Consider the following 18,373-nt stretch of genomic DNA (forward strand, 5'->3'; position numbering starts at 1 on the left):
CATTGCATGGCCGACCAACCGAATTCCCCGGATTCCTCCTCCCGTCCCGACAGCCGTGAACCGAACTGGGAGCGTGCGGCGCTCGAGCGGATCGCGCTCGCGGCCGTCAAGGAGCAGCGTGCGGCGCGGCGCTGGAAGATCTTCTTCCGCTTCGCGTTCCTCGGCGTGTTCGTGCTGTTCGCGTTTGCGCTGATCGATTTCTCGAGCGATTCGAAGTTTTCGTCGAGCGGCCGGCATACGGCGCTCGTGACGATCGACGGCGAGATCGCGGCCGGCGTCAACGCGAACGCCGACGACATCAACACGGCGCTCGACGCCGCGTTCGACGACGACGGCACGGCCGGCGTCGTGCTGCGGATCAACAGCCCGGGCGGCAGCCCGGTGCAGGCCGGGATGGTCTACGACGAGATCCGGCGGCTGCGCGCGAAGCATCCGGACAAGCCACTGTACGTCGTCGTGACCGACATGTGCGCGTCGGGCGGCTATTACATCGCGTCCGCGGCCGACAAGATCTTCGTCGACAAGGCGAGCATCGTCGGGTCGATTGGCGTACTGATGGACGGGTTCGGCTTTACCGGCCTGATGGGCAAGCTCGGCGTCGAGCGGCGCCTGCATACGTCGGGCGAAAACAAGGGCTTCTACGACCCGTTCTCACCGGAGACGCCGAAGATGGACGCGCACGCGCAGGCATTGCTCGACCAGGTGCACGCGCAGTTCATCAAGGCTGTGAAGGATGGCCGCGGCAAGCGGCTTCACGAGACGCCCGACATGTTCTCGGGCCTGTTCTGGACCGGCGAGAAGAGCGTCGAGCTGGGGCTTGCCGACGGCTTCGGCACGACCGACACGGTCGCGCGCGACGTGCTGAAGGCGCCCGATCTCGTCGATTACACGGTGAAGGAAAGCCTGACGAACCGTGTCGCGCGCAAGTTCGGCGCTGCCGTCGGCGGTGCCGCGATGAAGGCGCTGACGGCCGGCGGCGCGTCGGTCAGCCTGCGCTGACAGGCTGGCGGCGGGCCGCGATGGCCCGCCTTTCAGTTGGCTGATCGCCGATCGTGGCTTCAGTTCGCGAGCAGCAGGAAGATCGCCGGGCGCTTGTGCAAATTCGGCGCAGGCGCCTTTTTCCAGTCGGTCACGGTGCGGCTCGCGATCGTCTCGGTCGCGAGGGTCAGGTCGGCCGCGACGCAAATCTGCGTCGACGGCGCGCAGGTCGCGACCAGCGTGTCGAGCATCGCTTGATTCCGGTACGGCGTTTCGATGAAGATCTGCGTCTGGCGCGCCTTGCGTGACAGTTGCTCAAGTTCGCGCAAGCGCTTCGCACGCGCGGCCGCATCGACCGGCAGGTAGCCGTTGAACGCGAAGCTCTGGCCGTTCAGGCCCGACGCCATCAGCGCGAGCAGGATCGAACTCGGCCCGACGAGCGGCACGACCTTCACGCCGCGCTCGTGCGCGCGGCGCACCAGCAGCGCGCCGGGATCGGCGACGGCCGGGCAGCCGGCCTCCGACACGAGGCCGGCGTCCGCGCCGGCCAGTATGGGCGCGAGCAGCCGGTCGATGGCGCCGGCCGGCGTATTGACGTTCAGTTCGCTGATCTCGATTTCCTGGATCGGGCGCGTCGTGCCGATCTTCTTCAGAAACGCGCGCGTCGTTTTCGCGTTCTCGCCGATGTAATAGCCGAGCGTGCCGGCGCGCGCCTGGACGGCTGCGGGCAGCACGGCGGCGAGCATCGATTCGTCGCCTTCGCCGAGCGTGTTCGGGACGAGGTAAAGCGTGCCGGCGGTCATGCGCGGTCTCCACGGGTAGTTGCAAACAGCGGGTATTCGGCGGCGCGCAGCATCCGCGTGAGCGCGATCAGCGGCAGGCCGACGAGCGCGGTCGGGTCGTCGGAGTCGATCGCGTCGAGCAGCGCGATGCCGAGCCCTTCGGATTTCGCGCTGCCGGCGACGTCGTACGGCGTTTCCGCGCGCAGGTATGCGTCGAGTTCGGCCTCGGGCAGCGAGCGGAAGCGCACGTGCGTGACGATGTCCTCGACCTGTGCTTCGCCCGTCCGGCTGTCGTACAGGCAAAGCGCACTGTGGAATTCGACGGCACGGCCCTGCATCGACACGAGTTGCGCGAGTGCGCGCTCGTGCGTGCCGGGCTTGCCGATCTGGTGCCCGTCGAAGGTCGCGACCTGGTCCGACCCGATCACGAGCACGCCGTCCGGCGCGTCGATCGTCGCGGCGACGGCGCGTGCTTTCGCGCCGGCGAGGCGCAGCGCGGTCGCGGCCGGCGTTTCGCCGTCGAGCGGGGTTTCGTCGAGGTCGGGCGACACGACGTCGAATGGCACGCCGAGGCGCTCGAGGAGCGCGCGGCGGTAGCGGGAACTGGAGGCGAGAATCAGCCGCGGCGGGCGGCAAACGGTATCCGGCATGGTCGGTTGGATCGGTGAGTCGTCAGGTGTGGCGCGGCGTTGCGCGGACGCAAGCTTAAGTGATTGACCGCAAAAGGTAAAACAGGTATGCTTTCCCGCTTTTCGTCGGCAGGCTTCCGTTGTGGTGGCGCCTGCCGGGTCTTCGGAAGTAAAGTACGTCATCCATGGATGAGCCGTACGCGAGCGGTACCAAGCCGGATTCGCAAGTCAGCCTGTAGGCAGGAGCGCACATGAACACTTCTTCTGGCAAACCTGCTGCGGCGCTTGATCCGCGCGCGGTCGACCTGTTCGAGTTCGCCCGCAGCGGGCGGCAGGCAGCTGGAGCGGTGCACCTCTCGCAACTGCCGCGCATGTTAAACGAAGTGCCGGCGGACGCGCCAGATCGCGACACGGTCTTCACTTGGCAGGCGGAAGGGTTCACGCAGAAGGAATTGCAGGACGACGGCGCCGATGGGCAGCAGCCGTATCTGCGCCTCGCGGTGCATGGCCATGCATGGCTCACGTGCCAGCGCTGCGTGACCCCGTACGACCAGACGTTCGACGTCGACATGACGTACCGTGTCGTCGCGACCGAAGAAGAAGCTGAAGAATTTCCGCTCGACGACGATGAAGCCGATGTGATCGTGGGCTCACGCCAGTTCGATCTCGTCGACTTGATCGAAGAGGAATTGCTGCTTTCGTTGCCGCTCGTGCCCAGGCACGAGGTTTGCCCGGCAGTCCACGAAAGCCTCGTGTCGGGTGCGAGCGGTCCCGCGGAAGAGACGGACGAGGAGTCCGACGAAGCCGGGGACGAAGGCAAACGGCCGAATCCGTTCGCAGCGCTGGAAGCGTTGAAGAAGGGCGGTGACGGCACCAAGAAACACTAAGCAGTTGTGGCGCGGGAAGGCGTAAGGGCTTTGGGCCAGGGTAGTTAAGCGCCGGATCGGGCTGTGTTAGAATCCGGAAAATTATTTAGGAGTTAGTCATGGCAGTCCAGCAAAACAAGAAGTCGCCGTCGAAGCGCGGCATGCATCGTTCGCACGATTTCCTGACGGCATCGCCGCTGGCAGTCGAACCGAGCACGGGTGAAGTGCATCTGCGTCACCACGTCAGCCCGAACGGCTACTATCGCGGCAAGAAAGTCGTCAAGACGAAGAACGACTAAGCGTCAAGTCACGCGTTGCGCGCTACGTTTGTCGTTCGCGTGACAACTGGTCGCTTGACACTTTCCTGGCGCAACAAAAAGGCGGCATTCAACTGCCGCTTTTTTGTGCCTGAAATTCGTCGCATTCCATGACCGTAAAGCTCACTATCGATTGCATGGGAGGCGACCACGGCCCGTCCGTGACCGTTCCCGCAGCAGTCAAGTTCGTCCGCGCGCATCCCGATGCGCACCTGATGCTCGTCGGCATCGAAAGCGCGATCCGCGCTCAGCTGAAGAAGCTGAAAGCCCTCGACGATCCCGCGCTGACCATCGTTCCCGCCACCGAAGTCGTGGCGATGGACGATCCTGTCGAAGTGGCGCTGCGCAAGAAGAAGGATTCTTCGATGCGCGTCGCACTCAACCACGTCAAGGAAGGCGCGGCGCAGGCCTGCATCTCCGCCGGCAATACCGGCGCGCTGATGGCCGTTTCCCGTTACGTACTCAAGACGCTGCCCGGCATCGAGCGGCCCGCGATCGCGTTCGCGCTGCCGAACCCGACCGGCTACACTATGATGCTGGACCTTGGCGCGAACGTCGACTGCGAACCGCAACACCTGCTGCAGTTCGCGGAAATGGGGCACGCACTCGTGGCCGCGCTCGAAGGCAAGGAGCGCCCGACGATCGGCCTCTTGAACATCGGCGAAGAGGTGATCAAGGGCAACGAGACGATCAAGCGCGCAGGGGAACTGCTGCGCGCCAGCACGCTCAATTTCCGCGGCAACGTCGAAGGCAACGACATCTACAAGGGCACGGTCGACGTGATCGTGTGTGACGGCTTCGTCGGCAACGTCGCGCTGAAGACGTCCGAGGGGCTCGCGCAGATGCTGTCCGACATCATCCGCGAGGAGTTTGGCCGTTCGCTGATGTCGAAGCTGATGGCGCTGCTCGCTTTGCCTGTCCTGATGCGTTTCAAGAAGCGCGTCGATCACCGCCAGTACAACGGCGCGGCGCTGCTGGGGCTGAAGAGCCTCGTGATCAAGAGCCATGGTTCGGCCGATGCCTACGCGTTTGAGTGGGCAATCAAACGCGGGTATGATGCCGTCAAAAACGGCGTGCTGGAGCGCCTCACGCGTGCGATGGCGGATAATTCGGTGTCGCTCGGCGACGGCGAACACAACGCGGGCGGCGCGGGCCATGCAAGCCCCGCCGCAGGCCATCACGCCGAACCTTCCGCTGCGCAATCCTCTAAAGCATAAATGGCCCAATCGACTCTCTATTCCCGCGTGCTCGGCACGGGCAGCTACCTGCCGCCTGACCGCGTCACGAACCAGCAGTTGACCGATCGCCTTGCGAAGGAAGGCATCGAGACGAGCGATGAATGGATCGTTGCGCGCACGGGCATCCATGCGCGCCATTTCGCCGCACCCGACGTCACGACGAGCGACCTCGCGCTCGAGGCGTCGCGTCGAGCGATCGAAGCCGCCGGCATCGATCCGCAGTCGATCGACCTGATCATCGTCGCGACTTCGACCCCCGATTTCGTGTTCCCGAGCACCGCGTGCCTGCTGCAGAACAAGCTCGGCATCAAGAACGGCGGTGCGGCATTCGACGTGCAGGCCGTGTGTTCGGGCTTCGCGTACGCGATGGCGACGGCCGACAGCTTCATCCGCAGCGGCCAGCACCGCACCGCGCTCGTGGTCGGCGCGGAGACGTTTTCGCGCATTCTCGACTTCAAGGACCGCACGACCTGCGTGCTGTTCGGCGACGGCGCGGGCGCGGTGATCCTGTCCGCATCGGAAGAGCCGGGCATCCTCGGCAGCGCGCTGCACGCGGACGGCAGCTATTCGCATATCCTTTGCACGCCGGGCAACGTCAATCGCGGCGTGATCGAAGGCAGCGCGTTCCTGTACATGGACGGGCAGGCCGTGTTCAAGCTCGCGGTCAACGTGCTCGAGAAGGTCGCGATCGAGGCGCTCGCGAAGGCGAATCTCGCGCCCGAGCAGATCGACTGGCTGATTCCGCACCAGGCCAACATCCGCATCATGACCAGCACCTGCCGCAAGCTCGGCCTGCCGCAGGAACGCATGGTCGTGACGGTCGACCAGCACGGCAACACGTCGGCCGCGTCGATCCCGCTGGCGTTCGATACCGCGGTGCGCGACGGCCGCATCAAGCGCGGCCAGCACGTGCTGATCGAAGGCGTCGGCGGCGGCTTCACCTGGGGCGCGTCGGTCTTCCGCTTCTGATCCGCGGCGCGCGATTGCTGCGCGCGGATCCCATCGGCGCGCCGTTCGTGCGCGCCGTCCGAATCGATTCAATTGGGGACGATATGAAATTTGCATTCGTATTTCCGGGGCAGGGCTCGCAGGCGGTCGGCATGCTCAACGCATTCGCCGATCTGGCCGTCGTGCGCGAGACGCTCCAGGAAGCGTCCGATGCACTCAATCAGGATCTCGGCAAGCTGATCGCCGAAGGCCCGGCCGAAGAGCTGAACCTCACCACCAACACGCAGCCCGTGATGCTGACCGCCGCCTACGCGTGCTACCGCGCGTGGCAGCAGGCAGGCGGCCCGGCGCCGTCGATCGTCGCTGGCCACAGCCTCGGCGAATACACGGCACTCGTCGCTGCCGGCGCGCTCGCGTTCAAGGACGCCGTGCCGCTCGTGCGCTTCCGTGCGCAGGCGATGCAGACGGCCGTGCCGGTCGGCCAGGGCGGCATGGCCGCGATCCTGGGTCTCGACGACGACACGGTGCGTGCGGTATGCGCCGAAGCCGCGGAAGCGGGCGTCGTCGAAGCGGTGAACTTCAATGCACCCGCACAGGTCGTTATCGCAGGCAACAAGGCAGCGGTCGAAAAGGCCTGCGAGATCGCGAAGGCGAAGGGTGCGAAGCGCGCGCTGCCGCTGCCGGTATCGGCACCGTTCCATTCGTCGCTGCTCAAGCCGGCGTCGGATCAGCTGCGCGACTACCTCGTGAACGTCGACGTCAAGGCCCCGCAGATTCCGGTCGTCAACAACATCGACGTCGCCGTGGTCGGCGATCCGGCTGCGATCAAGGAAGCGCTGGTGCGCCAGGCCGCGGGCCCGGTGCGCTGGGTCGAGTGCGTGCAGCACATCGCCGGCACGGGCGTCACGCACGTGATCGAATGCGGTCCGGGCAAGGTGCTCGCCGGCCTGACGAAGCGCATCGACGGCAACCTGACGGGTGCGTCGGTGTTCGATCCGGCGTCGCTCGACGAAGCGCTCAAGCTGGTGACCGCCTGACGCGGCGCCTTTTCTCAAGAGACGGATATTCGATTCATGGACAAGACTCTCGATAAACAGGTTGCGATCGTCACCGGCGCGTCGCGCGGTATCGGCCGTTCGATCGCGCTCGAACTCGCGCGCCTGGGTGCGACGGTGATCGGCACGGCGACGAGTGAATCCGGCGCCGCTGCAATCGCCGCGGCGTTCGCGGAAGCGGGCGTCACGGGTCGCGGTGCGGTGCTGAACGTCAACGACGCGGCCGCCGCCGAGGCGCTGATCGACGCGACCGTGAAGGAATTCGGCGCGCTGAACGTGCTCGTCAACAACGCGGGTATCACGCAGGATCAGCTCGCGATGCGGATGAAGGACGAGGACTGGGACGCGGTGATCGACACCAACCTGAAGTCGGTGTTCCGCCTGTCGCGCGCGGTGCTGCGCCCGATGATGAAGGCGCGTGGCGGCCGCATCATCAACATCACGTCGGTGGTCGGTTCGGCCGGCAACCCGGGTCAGGTCAACTACGCAGCCGCGAAGGCCGGCGTCGCGGGCATGACCCGTGCGCTCGCGCGTGAAATCGGCAGCCGCGGCATCACCGTGAACTGCGTGGCGCCGGGCTTCATCGATACCGACATGACGAAGACGTTGCCGGAAGAACAGCAGGCCGCGCTCAAGACCCAGATTCCGCTCGGCCGCCTCGGCAGCCCGGAGGACATTGCCCATGCCGTCGCGTTCCTCGCATCGCCGCAGGCCGGTTATATCACCGGCACGACGCTGCACGTGAACGGCGGCATGTACATGTCGTAACGATTTTCGTTTACCATCCGCGCCGTATCCCGTTTTTCAGGCGGATCGGCGCTTGATCGACCATCAAGCCAACGCGCGTTTTGGCGTCAGCAAACCTGATAAAATGCGCGCACTTGTAAATCTGAACTTTCCCTCGGAGGGGTAATGGACAACATCGAACAACGTGTCAAGAAGATCGTCGCTGAACAACTGGGCGTCGCGGAAGCCGAGATCAAGAACGAAGCTTCGTTCGTGAACGACCTGGGCGCCGACTCGCTCGACACCGTCGAACTGGTGATGGCTCTCGAAGACGAGTTCGGCATGGAAATCCCGGACGAAGAAGCAGAGAAGATCACGACCGTTCAGCAAGCGATCGACTACGCTCGCGCAAACGTCAAGGCGTAACAGGCGCCTTTCGCGCTTGTCCGCCACGTCGCCGCGATCTTCGCGATTGACGCGCCATCCTGCCGGCCTCGCGCCGGACGGACTAACAGCCACAGGGCTCGCAGGGCTGGTTCCTGTGGCCACTGTGGCTTTTGTTTTTGTCATCCAATAATGGAAAAGAGGTTACCGTGAGCCGCCGTCGTGTTGTTGTTACAGGCCTGGGGCTGATTTCGCCTGTTGGCAATAATGTTGCCGACGGCTGGGCCAATCTCGTTGCCGGCAAGTCCGGTATCGCTACCGTCACGAAGTTCGATCCGTCGAACCTCGCCGTGCATTTCGCGGGCGAAGTGAAGGGTTTCAACGCCGAGGAGTACATCCCGGCGAAGGAAGCCCGCAGCATGGATACGTTCATCCATTACGGCATCGCCGCCGGCGTCCAGGCCATCAAGGACAGCGGGCTGGAAGTGAACGAAGCCAATGCCGAGCGCATCGGCGTGCTGGTCGGTTCCGGCATCGGCGGTCTGCCGATGATCGAAGATACGCACCAGACCTACGTCGATCGAGGCGCGCGCCGGATTTCGCCGTTCTTCGTGCCGGGTTCGATCATCAACATGATCTCGGGCCACCTGAGCATCATGTTCGGCCTGAAGGGCCCGAACCTCGCAGCCGTCACGGCCTGCACGACCGGCCTGCACAGCATCGGCCTCGCAGCGCGCCTGATCCAGGCCGGCGACGCCGACGTGATGGTCGCGGGCGGCGCCGAGTCGACGGTGTCGCCGCTCGGCATCGGCGGTTTCGCGGCAGCGCGTGCGCTGTCGACCCGCAACGACGATCCGGCCAGCGCGTCCCGACCGTGGGACAAGGACCGCGACGGCTTCGTGCTGGGCGAAGGTGCCGGCGTGATGGTGCTCGAGGAGTACGAAGCGGCGAAGGCGCGTGGCGCGAAGATCTACGCGGAAGTGTCGGGCTTCGGCATGACGGGCGACGCGTACCACATGACCGCGCCGAACATGGACGGCCCGCGCCGCTGCATGGTCGCGGCATTGCGCGACGCCGGCGTGAACGCGGATGAGGTCCATTACCTGAACGCGCACGGCACGTCGACGCCGCTGGGCGACAAGAACGAGTCCGACGCAGTGAAGGCGGCCTTCGGCGAACACGCATACAAGCTCGTCGTGAACTCGACGAAGTCGATGACGGGCCACCTGCTGGGTGGCGCGGGCGGCCTCGAATCGGTGTTCACGGTGCTCGCGCTGCACAACAGCGTGTCGCCGCCGACCATCAACATCTTCAACCAGGACCCCGAGTGCGATCTCGATTACTGCGCGAACACCGCGCGTGACATGAAGATCGACGTTGCCGTGAAGAACAACTTCGGCTTCGGCGGTACCAACGGCACGCTGGTGTTCAAGCGCGTCTGACGCTGAATCGCTTGACGAGTCCATTCGATGCTCCGGCCGGGCGTCCGCAGCGCTTTGCGTTGCGGACCTCGGCCGTGTCGTATCTCGTGCTGGCCGTGTTCGTCGCATCGGCTGCCGCGTCGGCCTACCTGTTCTGGGCCCCGCGCGCGGGCGCTGCGGCAGGCGCGTGCGTGTCGGCCGTGACGGCCGCGCTGCTTGCCGTGTGCGCCGCACGGGCCTGCGCCCGCCGGCTGCCGGCCGAGTTGCGGATCGATGCATTCGGGGAAATCGCGGCGTTTGGCCGCACCGGGCGGTTGCTGGCCCGCGGCCGCGTGACGGGCCATGCGCACTGGAGCAGCCTGCTGCTGGTGCTGTCGGTCGGGCAGGGCGCCCGGCGGGCCCGGCCGTTGCTGATTCCGGCCGATGCGCTCGACGCCGCGTCGTTCAGCGCGCTTTCCGTGCTGGCGAGGACGGCGGGCGCGGCGGGGCGGGCATGACGACGGCGCGGTTACGTACCGTAACCAGCGTCCGGCGCGGGAACGTTACAATGACGCTCCGCGTTGCATCCCTAGTTAATGGATTTGTCAGGTGAGTGAAAAAGAAATCGATCAGGCTCTGGTCGAACGCGTACAGAAGGGCGACAAGGCAGCGTTCGAACTCCTGGTCTCCAAATACCACCGCAAGATCATTCGGCTGATCTCGCGCCTCGTGCGGGATCCCGCCGAGGTCGAGGATGTGGCCCAGGACGCGTTCATCAAGGCGTATCGTGCGCTGCCGCAATTCCGCGGCGAATCGGCGTTCTATACGTGGTTGTACCGAATTGCCGTCAACACGGCGAAGAACTACCTTGCGACGCAAGGCCGCCGGGCGCCGACCTCGACCGAGGCCGATGCGGAGGAAGCGGAAACTTTCTCCGACGCAGACCAACTAAGGGATATCAACACGCCTGAGTCGATGTTGATGAGCAAGCAGATTGCCGAGACGGTCAACGCTGCAATGGCTCTGCTGCCCGAAGAACTGCGCCAGGCAATCACGCTGCGCGAGATCGAGGGCTTGAGCTACGAAGAGATCGCGGAAATGATGGGCTGTCCGATCGGGACGGTCCGGTCGCGGATCTTCCGCGCACGCGAGGCAATCGCTGCTAAATTGCGTCCGCTGCTCGATACGCCCGAAGGCAAGCGCTGGTAAGCGCGACAGGCGAATCGACGCGGGTCGGGGTCTAGTTACGGATAGAGTCGTGAAGTCACGACGGGGTGTGCAAGATGGGGAGCATCATGGGGTCGGTCAATACGCAGTCGCAAGCGAGTTCGCGCGGCGAGCGCCTTTCCGCGCTGGTCGACGGCGAAATGTTCGATGGCCCGGATCACGGGCAGTTTCTGGCTGAGTTCAACCGCGCGGATCGCGCTGCGTGGGCCGATTACCACCTGATCGGCGATGCGCTGCGCTCGGACGAGCTTGCGCTGTCGCCCGCGCTGAGCGTCGCGTTCACCGCGCGCATGTCGGCTGCGCTCGAAAGCGAGCCGCACCTGCTCGCGCCGGCCGCCGCGCCCGTCGCGCGCAAGCTGCTGTCGCTGCGCCGGCGCGTCGTGCCCGCGTTCGCGATCGCCGCCGCGGCGGCCACGCTGACGTGGATCGTCGTCCCGCAAATGCAGACGGCAGGCACGCCGGGTGCCGTCCAGGTCGCATCGGTAGGTGAGTCGCAAGGCGGCAACCTGCAGCGCGTGACGGTTGCACAGGCATCGGCCCAGCCGGGGCTGCAGGACGTCAACATCATTCGCGACGCCAGCCTCGACCAATACCTCGAAGCGCACCAGCAATTCGCGCAGCAGCCCGTCGTCACGGGTTCGATGCCGCTGATCCGCGCTGCCGTGACCACCACGCCAGGCCAATAAACCCGATGCGGACATTGCAGTTGAATCACGCCATCTCCGGATGGAAGCGGCTGCCGGCCCTCCTGCTTTGCGCAGCCGCCCTGTTGTCCGTTCAATCCCTTCCCGCCAGCGCCCAGCAACCGGACGATCCCGTCGCGACCCGCAAGGGTGCCGCGGACTGGCTCGACCGTGTCCAGCAAGCGGCGCAGCAGCAGAGCTACGAAGGCACGTTCGTCTATCAGCGCGGCGGGTATGTGCAGTCGTCGCGCATCGCGCACGTTGCATCCCGCGACGGCGAGTTCGAGCGCATCGAGACGCTCGACGGCAAGCCGCGCAAGCTGCTGCGCCACAACGACGAGCTGTACACGTTCGTGCCCGAGCGCAAGCTGTGCGTGGTCGAGCGCCGTCAGACGCGCGACTCGTTCCCCGCGCTGCTCGGCGCGAGCGGCGAGCACGTGATGTCCGTCTACGACGCGAAGTCGCTCGGCAAGGATCGCGTGGCGGGCATCGACGCGCAGGTTGTCGAGCTGATGCCGAAGGATGCATACCGCTTCACCTACAAGCTGTGGGTCGATGCGCGTACGGGGCTGCTGCTGCGTTCGCAGACGCTCGATGCGAACGATCACGTGCTCGAGCAGATCGCGTTCTCGCAATTGCAGACGGGCGGCGCAAGCGGCGACAAGGCCGCAATTGCGGCCGGCATGCGTAACCTGAACGGCTGGACGGTCGTGCGCCCGCCGGTCGCGACGGTCGACATGGAAGCGCAGGGCTGGCAACTCGCACCGAGTGTCGCCGGGTTCCAGAAGATTCGTGAAGTGCGCCGGCCGATGGCCGCGCGCGACGCGGGTGAGCCGCCGATTCCGGTCGATCAGGCCGTCTTCACCGACGGTCTCGCGACGATCTCGGTTTTCATCGAGCCGGCCGAGAAGAATACGCGCAAGGAAGGCGCGGGCAGCACCGGTGCAACGAACGTTCTCGTGAAGCGCCGCGGCGACTACTGGATCACCGTGCTCGGCGAAGTGCCGCCGGCTACGTTGCAGCAGTTCGCGTCTGCCATAGAATACAAGGCTTCCAAGTAACGCTACGGCTTCCGACATGATGAAACTCACGCTGCGCAAATGGCTCGCGGCGGCGGCGCTGTCTGCCTGCCTGCCGCTCGTGCCGCATACCGCGGTCGCGGTGACGCCTCCCGCTGCCAGCCTGCCCGACTTCGCCGATCTGGTCGAAAAGGTCGGGCCGGCCGTCGTGAACATCAGGACCACCGCCAACGTGCCGACGGGCGGCCCGCGCGGCATGCTCCCGCCGGGCTTCGACAACGGCGACATGTCGGAATTCTTTCGTCGCTTCTTCGGCATTCCGCTTCCGCAGGCGCCCGGCAACGGTGGCGGCAATGGCGGCGGTAACCCGAAGAACGCGCCTGCGCCGGACAATCCGCCCGACACCGAGCAGAATCGCGGTGTCGGATCGGGCTTCATCGTGTCGGCCGACGGTTACGTGATGACCAATGCGCATGTCGTCGACGATGCGGACACCATCTACGTGACGCTGACCGACAAGCGCGAATTCAAGGCGAAGCTGATCGGCGTCGACGATCGCACGGACGTCGCGGTCGTCAAGATCCAGGCGTCGAACCTGCCGGTCGTCGCGATCGGCGATTCGAACAAGGTGCGTGTCGGCGAGTGGGTCGTCGCGATCGGTTCGCCGTTCGGTCTCGACAACACGGTGACGGCCGGCATCGTCAGCTCGAAGAGCCGCAACACGGGCGACTACCTGCCGTTCATCCAGACCGACGTCGCCGTGAACCCCGGCAACTCGGGCGGCCCGCTGATCAACATGCAGGGCGAGGTGATCGGCATCAACTCGCAGATCTACAGCCGTACCGGCGGCTTCATGGGCATCTCGTTCGCGATTCCGATCGACGAGGCGATGCGCGTGGCCGACCAGCTGAAGGCGACGGGTAAAGTCACGCGCGGCCGGATCGCGGTGGCGATCGGCGAAGTGACGAAGGACGTGGCCGATTCGATCGGGCTGCCGAAGGCAGAGGGGGCGCTCGTCAGCAGCGTCGAGCCGGGCGGCCCGGCCGACAAGGCGGGCATCCAGCCGGGCGACATCATCCTGAAGTTCAATGGCCGGTCGGTCGATACGGCGTCGGATCTGCCGCGCATGGTCGGCGACACGAAGCCCGGCACGAAGGCGACAGTCAGCGTGTGGCGCAAGGGTCAGGCACGCGATCTGCCGATCACGATCGCGGAGACGCCGGCCGAATCGACGGCGAAGGCCGAGCAGCGCAAGAACGCGCCGCAGAAGCCGCGCCAGGCCAATTCGCTCGGTCTGACGGTCAGCGACCTGACGGCAGAGCAGATGAAGACGCTGAAGCTGAAGAGCGGCGTGCAGATCGACGGCGTCGACGGCCCGGCCGCCCGTGCGGGCCTGCAGCGCGGTGACATCGTGCTGCGTGTCGGCGACACCGACATCACGAACGCGAAGCAGTTCGCCGAAGTGACCGCGCAGCTCGATCCGCAGAAGGCGGTCGCGGTGCTCGTGCGGCGCGGCGACAACACGCAGTTCGTGCCCGTGCGGCCGCGCCAGAAGTAACGCACCGATGTTCACGCTCTACGGCCGCGGCTGGTGCCACCTGTGCGACGACATGCGCGACGCACTGGCGCCGGTGGCGGCCGAATTCGGCGTCGCGGTCGATTACATCGACATCGACACCGATGTGGCACTCGTCGCCCGCTACGACGAGGACGTGCCCGTGCTGCTGCTGGACGGTGCGGAAGTGTGCCGCCACCGGTTCGACGCCGCGAAGGTGCACGACGCGCTCGCGGCCCGGCGCTGATCCGGGCCTGCTGCATGACGGCGGTGCTTCGCACCGGGCTTTGCCCGGCGGGCGGGCCCGGCAGGGTGCTGCGCGGCCCGGCGTTGGAAATACCGCCCGGCGAAGGCCTTTTCAGCTAAAATAGGCTGTTTTTTCACCGACTTACAAGGCGTGCTCCGCAGTCGTCGAGCGCGCCTTTTTCGCTTGATCGGCACTGAATGGATCATATTCGCAATTTCTCGATCATCGCGCACATCGACCATGGCAAGTCGACACTCGCGGATCGCATCATCCAGGTATGCGGCGGCCTCGCCGACCGTGAAATGGAAGCGCAGGTGCTCGACTCGATGGATATCGAGCGCGAGCGCGGCATCACGATCAAGGCGCAGACGGCGGCATTGTCCTATCGCGCGCGCGACGGCAAGGTCTACAACCTGAACCTGATCGACACGCCGGGGCACGTCGACTTCTCGTACGAGGTCAGCCGTTCGCTGTCCGCGTGCGAAGGCGCGCTGCTGGTCGTCGATGCCAGCCAGGGCGTCGAGGCACAGACGGTCGCGAACTGCTACACGGCGATCGAGCTCGGCGTCGAGGTCGTTCCCGTGCTGAACAAGATCGACCTGCCGGCCGCGAACCCCGAGAACGCGATCGAGGAGATCGAGGACGTGATCGGCATCGACGCGACCGACGCGACGCGTTGCAGCGCGAAGACGGGGCTCGGCGTCGAGGACGTGCTCGAGTCGCTGATCGCGAAGGTGCCGCCGCCGAAGGGCGATCCCGACGCACCGCTGCAGGCGCTCATCATCGATTCGTGGTTCGACAACTACGTCGGCGTCGTGATGCTCGTGCGTATCGTCAACGGCACGCTGCGCCCGAAGGACAAGATCAAGATGATGGCGACCGGCGCCCAGTATCCGGTCGAGCATATCGGCGTATTCACGCCGAAGTCGCGCAATCTCGATTCGCTGTCTGCGGGGCAGGTGGGCTTCATCATCGCCGGCATCAAGGAACTGACGGCCGCGAAGGTCGGCGATACCGTCACGCTCGTGGCCAAGCCGGCGCAGGAAGCGCTGCCGGGCTTCAAGGAAGTGAAGCCGCAGGTGTTCGCCGGCCTCTATCCGGTGGAAGCGAACCAGTACGACGCACTGCGCGAATCGCTCGAGAAGCTGAAGCTCAATGACGCATCGCTGCAGTACGAGCCGGAAGTGTCGCAGGCGCTCGGCTTCGGGTTCCGGTGCGGCTTCCTGGGTCTCCTGCATATGGAGATCGTGCAGGAGCGTCTCGAACGCGAATTCGACATGGACCTCATTACGACCGCACCGACGGTTGTCTACGAGGTCGTGATGAACGGTGGCTCGATCGTCAAGGTCGAGAATCCGGCGAAGATGCCGGAGCCGCCGAAGATCGAGGAGATCCGCGAACCGATCGTCACGGTGAACCTGTACATGCCGCAGGACTACGTCGGCTCGGTGATCACGTTGTGCGAGCAGAAGCGCGGCTCACAGATCAACATGCAGTATCACGGCCGCCAGGTGCAACTGACCTACGAAATCCCGATGGCCGAGATCGTGCTCGATTTCTTCGATCGCCTGAAGTCGGTGTCGCGCGGCTATGCGTCGATGGATTACGAGTTCAAGGAATACCGGTCGGCCGACGTCGTGAAGGTCGACATGCTGATCAACGGCGACAAGGTCGACGCGCTGTCGGTGATCGTCCACCGGTCGCAATCGCAGTATCGTGGCCGCGAAGTGGCGGCGAAGATGCGCGAGATCATTCCGCGCCAGATGTACGACGTGGCGATCCAGGCTACGATCGGCGCGCACATCATCGCCCGCGAGAACATCAAGGCGCTGCGCAAGAACGTGCTGGCGAAGTGTTACGGCGGCGACATCACGCGGAAGAAGAAACTGCTCGAAAAGCAGAAAGCAGGCAAGAAACGAATGAAGCAGGTGGGTTCGGTCGAGATCCCGCAGGAAGCGTTCCTTGCGATCTTGCGCGTCGAAGACAAATAACAGGACTGATCCTTTTATGAATTTTGCGCTGATTCTTTTTGTGCTCGTCGTCTTGACGGGCGTAGCGTGGGTGCTGGACAAACTGGTGTTCCTGCCGCGGCGACGCAAGGCGGCCGACACGGCGATCGAGGAGTTCGATCGCCAGCAGTCGCGCATCGACAAGCGTTTCGCGGATGAAAACGCGGTGCAGACGCGTTCGAAGCTGCGCGACGAGAAGCTGCGCCAGCCGTGGTGGCTCGAGTACACGGCGAGCTTCTTCCCGGTGATCCTCGCGGTGTTCGTCGTGCGTTCGTTCGTCGTCGAGCCGTTCAAGATTCCGTCGGGTTCGATGGTGCCGACGCTGCTCGTCGGCGATTTCATCCTCGTCAACAAGTTCGAATACGGGCTGCGTCTGCCGGTCACGAACACGAAGATCACGCAGGGCAGCCCGCTGTCGCGCGGCGACGTCGTCGTGTTCCGCTATCCGAAGGATGAGTCGGTCGACTACATCAAGCGCGTGATCGGCCTGCCGGGCGACACCGTCGCATACCAGGACAAGCAGCTCACGATCAACGGCCAGCCGGTGCCCGAAACGCCGCTGCCGGATTTCTTCGACGACGAGCGCCAGAATTACGCGAAGCAGTTCGAGGAAACGATCGGCAACAAGAAGAACGCGATCCTCAACAACCCGGCCGTGCCGCCGTTCGTGATGGGCGCATACGACTACCCGTATCGCGACAACTGCACGTACAACAGCCGCGGCGTGATCTGCAAGGTGCCGCCCGGTCACTACTTCATGATGGGCGACAACCGCGACAACAGCGCGGACAGCCGCTACTGGGGTTTCGTGCCGGACCAGAACATCGTCGGCCGCGCGTTCTTCATCTGGATGAACTTCAGCGACCTGAAGCGCATCGGTTCCTTCAACTGATCGTATTCGCGTCACTCGCAATACGCGACGCACGGGCCGCGTCGCGTATTGCCGAACTACTTTAAGAACCGGCGGCAACACCGCCTCGTCACGCCTTTTCGCGTTCGACCGTGCCGTTTCGGCCCGGCCGGCGCCCGCGTTATACTCCTGCACATGCCCCTATCCCAGTTGGAAAGCCGGCTGCGCTACGAATTTCGCAATGCGGAATTGTTGCGCCAGGCTTTGACCCATCGTAGTCACAGTGCCACGCACAACGAACGGCTCGAGTTTCTCGGCGATTCCGTTCTGAATTGCGCGGTGGCTGCCCTTTTGTTCCAGCGTTTCAGCAAGCTGGACGAAGGCGATCTGTCGCGCGTACGCGCCAACCTCGTCAAGCAGCAGTCGCTGTACGAAATCGCTCAGGCCCTGAATATCTCGGACGGGCTGCGGCTCGGCGAGGGCGAGTTGCGCAGCGGCGGGTTCCGCCGCCCGTCGATCCTCGCGGACGCGTTCGAAGCCATCATCGGGGCCGTGTTCCTCGATGGCGGCTTCGAAGCCGCCCAAGGGGTCATCAAGCGCCTCTACATCCCGATTCTCGACCACATCGATCCGCGCACGCTCGGCAAGGACGCGAAGACGCTGCTGCAGGAATACCTGCAGGGGCACAAGATCGCGCTGCCGACTTACACGGTGGTCGCGACGCATGGTGCGGCGCACAATCAGCAATTCGAAGTCGAATGCACGGTGCCGAAGCTCGACGTGAAGGTGTCGGGCTCCGGTGCGAGCCGGCGCGCGGCCGAGCAGGCTGCCGCGAAGAAGGCGCTCGATGAGGTGATGGCGGCCGCGCCGATGCTGGCTACCAAGCCGAAGCGCTCGAAAAACGCGCGCGGGTCGAAGCATGTCGAACCCGAGATCGTGCCAGGCGTGAAGGGCGTGCAGGAAGCGCTCGACCTGCGCTCGCCGGAGCGGAAGGAACGCGCGGCGGCGCGCGAGGCGAGGGCGGCCGGTGCGGCGCCCGCGGCAACCGCTGCCACCGGCACCGAGCCGGCCGTGGCGCCGATGGCCGCGATTCGCGCGGCGCATGTCGACGCGGCTGCGGAGAAGGTTGAACGGGCGGCAAAGCCGGCGGCCGACAAGGCTGCCGAGAAGCCGGTCGAGCGGCCTGACAGGCCCGCGGAAGCCGTGCCCGCTGCACGCGCCGCCGACAAGCCGGCTGGCCAGGCAGCCGATCCGGCACCCGCGTCCGCCGACAAATCTTCCGCCGGTACCGACCCCGCTTCGCGCGCGGCTGGGCGCGCACGCGACACCGCGGCACCGGACTCCGAGACGCCGCCGGGCGGCGTGAGCCTCGCTGCCGCGCAGGCGCGCGTGGCCGATGCCGACCACTGAATTGCCCATCGATCGTGCCGCGCGCCGCGCGGCCGTTTCCGAACCTGTCT

General features: G+C 65.2%; 20 protein-coding genes. 18 read left to right on the forward strand and 2 right to left on the reverse strand.

The window, feature by feature from the left end:
* Nucleotides 1–6 precede the first annotated feature (6 nt).
* On the forward strand, nucleotides 7–999 hold the full coding sequence (locus HAV18_RS16515) for a S49 family peptidase (protein ID WP_166957607.1): 993 nt from the start codon (nucleotides 7–9) through the stop codon (nucleotides 997–999).
* A 59-nt stretch (nucleotides 1,000–1,058) separates the two neighbouring features.
* Here HAV18_RS16515 and HAV18_RS16520 read toward each other — a convergent pair whose 3' ends face one another.
* Together HAV18_RS16520 and HAV18_RS16525 are read right to left on the reverse strand one after the other, a co-directional pair.
* Nucleotides 1,059–1,781, reverse strand: coding sequence for an SAM-dependent methyltransferase (locus tag HAV18_RS16520; RefSeq protein ID WP_059235380.1), 723 nt, complete (start codon nucleotides 1,779–1,781; stop codon nucleotides 1,059–1,061).
* A complete protein-coding gene (locus HAV18_RS16525; protein WP_166957609.1) occupies nucleotides 1,778–2,410 on the reverse strand; it encodes a Maf-like protein in 633 nt (210 codons plus the stop codon). The genes HAV18_RS16520 and HAV18_RS16525 overlap by 4 nt, the downstream gene beginning before the upstream one ends.
* A gap of 230 nt (nucleotides 2,411–2,640) precedes the next feature.
* Between HAV18_RS16525 and HAV18_RS16530 the strand changes: the two genes are divergently transcribed.
* The 17 genes from HAV18_RS16530 (at nucleotide 2,641) to rnc (ending at nucleotide 18,323) form a co-directional block, all read left to right on the forward strand.
* Complete coding sequence (locus tag HAV18_RS16530; RefSeq protein WP_166957611.1) at nucleotides 2,641–3,276, forward strand: DUF177 domain-containing protein; 636 nt, start codon at nucleotides 2,641–2,643, stop codon at nucleotides 3,274–3,276.
* Between the two features lie 98 nt (nucleotides 3,277–3,374).
* Complete coding sequence (gene rpmF, locus HAV18_RS16535; protein ID WP_047900174.1) at nucleotides 3,375–3,554, forward strand: 50S ribosomal protein L32; 180 nt, start codon at nucleotides 3,375–3,377, stop codon at nucleotides 3,552–3,554.
* Nucleotides 3,555–3,682: 128 nt separating this feature from the next.
* The gene (gene plsX, locus HAV18_RS16540) at nucleotides 3,683–4,789 is read left to right on the forward strand and encodes a phosphate acyltransferase PlsX (protein ID WP_042975164.1); all 1,107 of its coding nucleotides are present in this window, start codon (nucleotides 3,683–3,685) and stop codon (nucleotides 4,787–4,789) included.
* Nucleotides 4,790–5,779, forward strand: a complete 990-nt coding sequence (locus HAV18_RS16545) for a beta-ketoacyl-ACP synthase III (RefSeq protein ID WP_048249554.1) — start codon at nucleotides 4,790–4,792, stop codon at nucleotides 5,777–5,779.
* An 83-nt stretch (nucleotides 5,780–5,862) separates the two neighbouring features.
* Nucleotides 5,863–6,795, forward strand: coding sequence for an ACP S-malonyltransferase (gene fabD, locus HAV18_RS16550; protein ID WP_166957613.1), 933 nt, complete (start codon nucleotides 5,863–5,865; stop codon nucleotides 6,793–6,795).
* 36 nt (nucleotides 6,796–6,831) lie between these two features.
* The gene (gene fabG, locus HAV18_RS16555; RefSeq protein ID WP_166957615.1) at nucleotides 6,832–7,581 is read left to right on the forward strand and encodes a 3-oxoacyl-ACP reductase FabG; all 750 of its coding nucleotides are present in this window, start codon (nucleotides 6,832–6,834) and stop codon (nucleotides 7,579–7,581) included.
* Nucleotides 7,582–7,725: 144 nt separating this feature from the next.
* Nucleotides 7,726–7,965, forward strand: coding sequence for an acyl carrier protein (acpP, locus tag HAV18_RS16560; protein ID WP_004197638.1), 240 nt, complete (start codon nucleotides 7,726–7,728; stop codon nucleotides 7,963–7,965).
* Nucleotides 7,966–8,132: 167 nt separating this feature from the next.
* Nucleotides 8,133–9,365 (forward strand): beta-ketoacyl-ACP synthase II, encoded by a 1,233-nt coding sequence (fabF, locus tag HAV18_RS16565; protein ID WP_166957617.1) that lies wholly within the window; start codon nucleotides 8,133–8,135, stop codon nucleotides 9,363–9,365.
* 11 nt (nucleotides 9,366–9,376) lie between these two features.
* Entirely contained in the window at nucleotides 9,377–9,841 is a 465-nt protein-coding gene (locus HAV18_RS16570; RefSeq protein ID WP_166957619.1) for a protein YgfX, read from the forward strand.
* Between the two features lie 91 nt (nucleotides 9,842–9,932).
* On the forward strand, nucleotides 9,933–10,532 hold the full coding sequence (gene rpoE, locus HAV18_RS16575) for an RNA polymerase sigma factor RpoE (RefSeq protein WP_006490873.1): 600 nt from the start codon (nucleotides 9,933–9,935) through the stop codon (nucleotides 10,530–10,532).
* A gap of 86 nt (nucleotides 10,533–10,618) precedes the next feature.
* The gene (locus HAV18_RS16580; protein WP_166957621.1) at nucleotides 10,619–11,236 is read left to right on the forward strand and encodes a sigma-E factor negative regulatory protein; all 618 of its coding nucleotides are present in this window, start codon (nucleotides 10,619–10,621) and stop codon (nucleotides 11,234–11,236) included.
* 5 nt (nucleotides 11,237–11,241) lie between these two features.
* Nucleotides 11,242–12,294 carry a MucB/RseB C-terminal domain-containing protein gene (locus tag HAV18_RS16585; RefSeq protein ID WP_166957623.1) on the forward strand — a complete coding sequence of 351 codons (1,053 nt, stop codon included), beginning with the start codon at nucleotides 11,242–11,244 and terminating at the stop codon, nucleotides 12,292–12,294.
* A gap of 16 nt (nucleotides 12,295–12,310) precedes the next feature.
* Nucleotides 12,311–13,810 (forward strand): DegQ family serine endoprotease, encoded by a 1,500-nt coding sequence (locus tag HAV18_RS16590; RefSeq protein ID WP_166957625.1) that lies wholly within the window; start codon nucleotides 12,311–12,313, stop codon nucleotides 13,808–13,810.
* Between the two features lie 7 nt (nucleotides 13,811–13,817).
* Complete coding sequence (locus HAV18_RS16595; RefSeq protein WP_166957627.1) at nucleotides 13,818–14,054, forward strand: glutaredoxin family protein; 237 nt, start codon at nucleotides 13,818–13,820, stop codon at nucleotides 14,052–14,054.
* A 197-nt stretch (nucleotides 14,055–14,251) separates the two neighbouring features.
* The gene (gene lepA / locus HAV18_RS16600; protein WP_166957629.1) at nucleotides 14,252–16,045 is read left to right on the forward strand and encodes a translation elongation factor 4; all 1,794 of its coding nucleotides are present in this window, start codon (nucleotides 14,252–14,254) and stop codon (nucleotides 16,043–16,045) included.
* Nucleotides 16,046–16,061: 16 nt separating this feature from the next.
* Entirely contained in the window at nucleotides 16,062–16,955 is an 894-nt protein-coding gene (lepB, locus tag HAV18_RS16605; RefSeq protein ID WP_166957631.1) for a signal peptidase I, read from the forward strand.
* A 153-nt stretch (nucleotides 16,956–17,108) separates the two neighbouring features.
* Nucleotides 17,109–18,323 (forward strand): ribonuclease III, encoded by a 1,215-nt coding sequence (gene rnc / locus HAV18_RS16610; protein ID WP_166957633.1) that lies wholly within the window; start codon nucleotides 17,109–17,111, stop codon nucleotides 18,321–18,323.
* Nucleotides 18,324–18,373 lie beyond the last annotated feature (50 nt).

This window comes from Burkholderia sp. D-99 (assembly GCF_011605345.1).
In the GTDB taxonomy this organism is placed as follows: domain Bacteria; phylum Pseudomonadota; class Gammaproteobacteria; order Burkholderiales; family Burkholderiaceae; genus Burkholderia.

What these genes read in the sequence shown, in the direction of transcription:
- HAV18_RS16515 (WP_166957607.1), top strand. Translation starts at nt 7, where the DNA reads ATGGCCGACCAACCGAATTCCCCGGATTCCTCCTCCCGTCCCGACAGC.
- HAV18_RS16520 (WP_059235380.1), bottom strand. Translation starts at nt 1,781, where the DNA reads ATGACCGCCGGCACGCTTTACCTCGTCCCGAACACGCTCGGCGAAGGC.
- HAV18_RS16525 (WP_166957609.1), bottom strand. Translation starts at nt 2,410, where the DNA reads ATGCCGGATACCGTTTGCCGCCCGCCGCGGCTGATTCTCGCCTCCAGT.
- HAV18_RS16530 (WP_166957611.1), top strand. Translation starts at nt 2,641, where the DNA reads ATGAACACTTCTTCTGGCAAACCTGCTGCGGCGCTTGATCCGCGCGCG.
- rpmF (WP_047900174.1), top strand. Translation starts at nt 3,375, where the DNA reads ATGGCAGTCCAGCAAAACAAGAAGTCGCCGTCGAAGCGCGGCATGCAT.
- plsX (WP_042975164.1), top strand. Translation starts at nt 3,683, where the DNA reads ATGACCGTAAAGCTCACTATCGATTGCATGGGAGGCGACCACGGCCCG.
- HAV18_RS16545 (WP_048249554.1), top strand. Translation starts at nt 4,790, where the DNA reads ATGGCCCAATCGACTCTCTATTCCCGCGTGCTCGGCACGGGCAGCTAC.
- fabD (WP_166957613.1), top strand. Translation starts at nt 5,863, where the DNA reads ATGAAATTTGCATTCGTATTTCCGGGGCAGGGCTCGCAGGCGGTCGGC.
- fabG (WP_166957615.1), top strand. Translation starts at nt 6,832, where the DNA reads ATGGACAAGACTCTCGATAAACAGGTTGCGATCGTCACCGGCGCGTCG.
- acpP (WP_004197638.1), top strand. Translation starts at nt 7,726, where the DNA reads ATGGACAACATCGAACAACGTGTCAAGAAGATCGTCGCTGAACAACTG.
- HAV18_RS16580 (WP_166957621.1), top strand. Translation starts at nt 10,619, where the DNA reads ATGGGGTCGGTCAATACGCAGTCGCAAGCGAGTTCGCGCGGCGAGCGC.
- HAV18_RS16585 (WP_166957623.1), top strand. Translation starts at nt 11,242, where the DNA reads ATGCGGACATTGCAGTTGAATCACGCCATCTCCGGATGGAAGCGGCTG.
- HAV18_RS16590 (WP_166957625.1), top strand. Translation starts at nt 12,311, where the DNA reads ATGATGAAACTCACGCTGCGCAAATGGCTCGCGGCGGCGGCGCTGTCT.
- HAV18_RS16595 (WP_166957627.1), top strand. Translation starts at nt 13,818, where the DNA reads ATGTTCACGCTCTACGGCCGCGGCTGGTGCCACCTGTGCGACGACATG.
- lepA (WP_166957629.1), top strand. Translation starts at nt 14,252, where the DNA reads ATGGATCATATTCGCAATTTCTCGATCATCGCGCACATCGACCATGGC.
- lepB (WP_166957631.1), top strand. Translation starts at nt 16,062, where the DNA reads ATGAATTTTGCGCTGATTCTTTTTGTGCTCGTCGTCTTGACGGGCGTA.
- rnc (WP_166957633.1), top strand. Translation starts at nt 17,109, where the DNA reads ATGCCCCTATCCCAGTTGGAAAGCCGGCTGCGCTACGAATTTCGCAAT.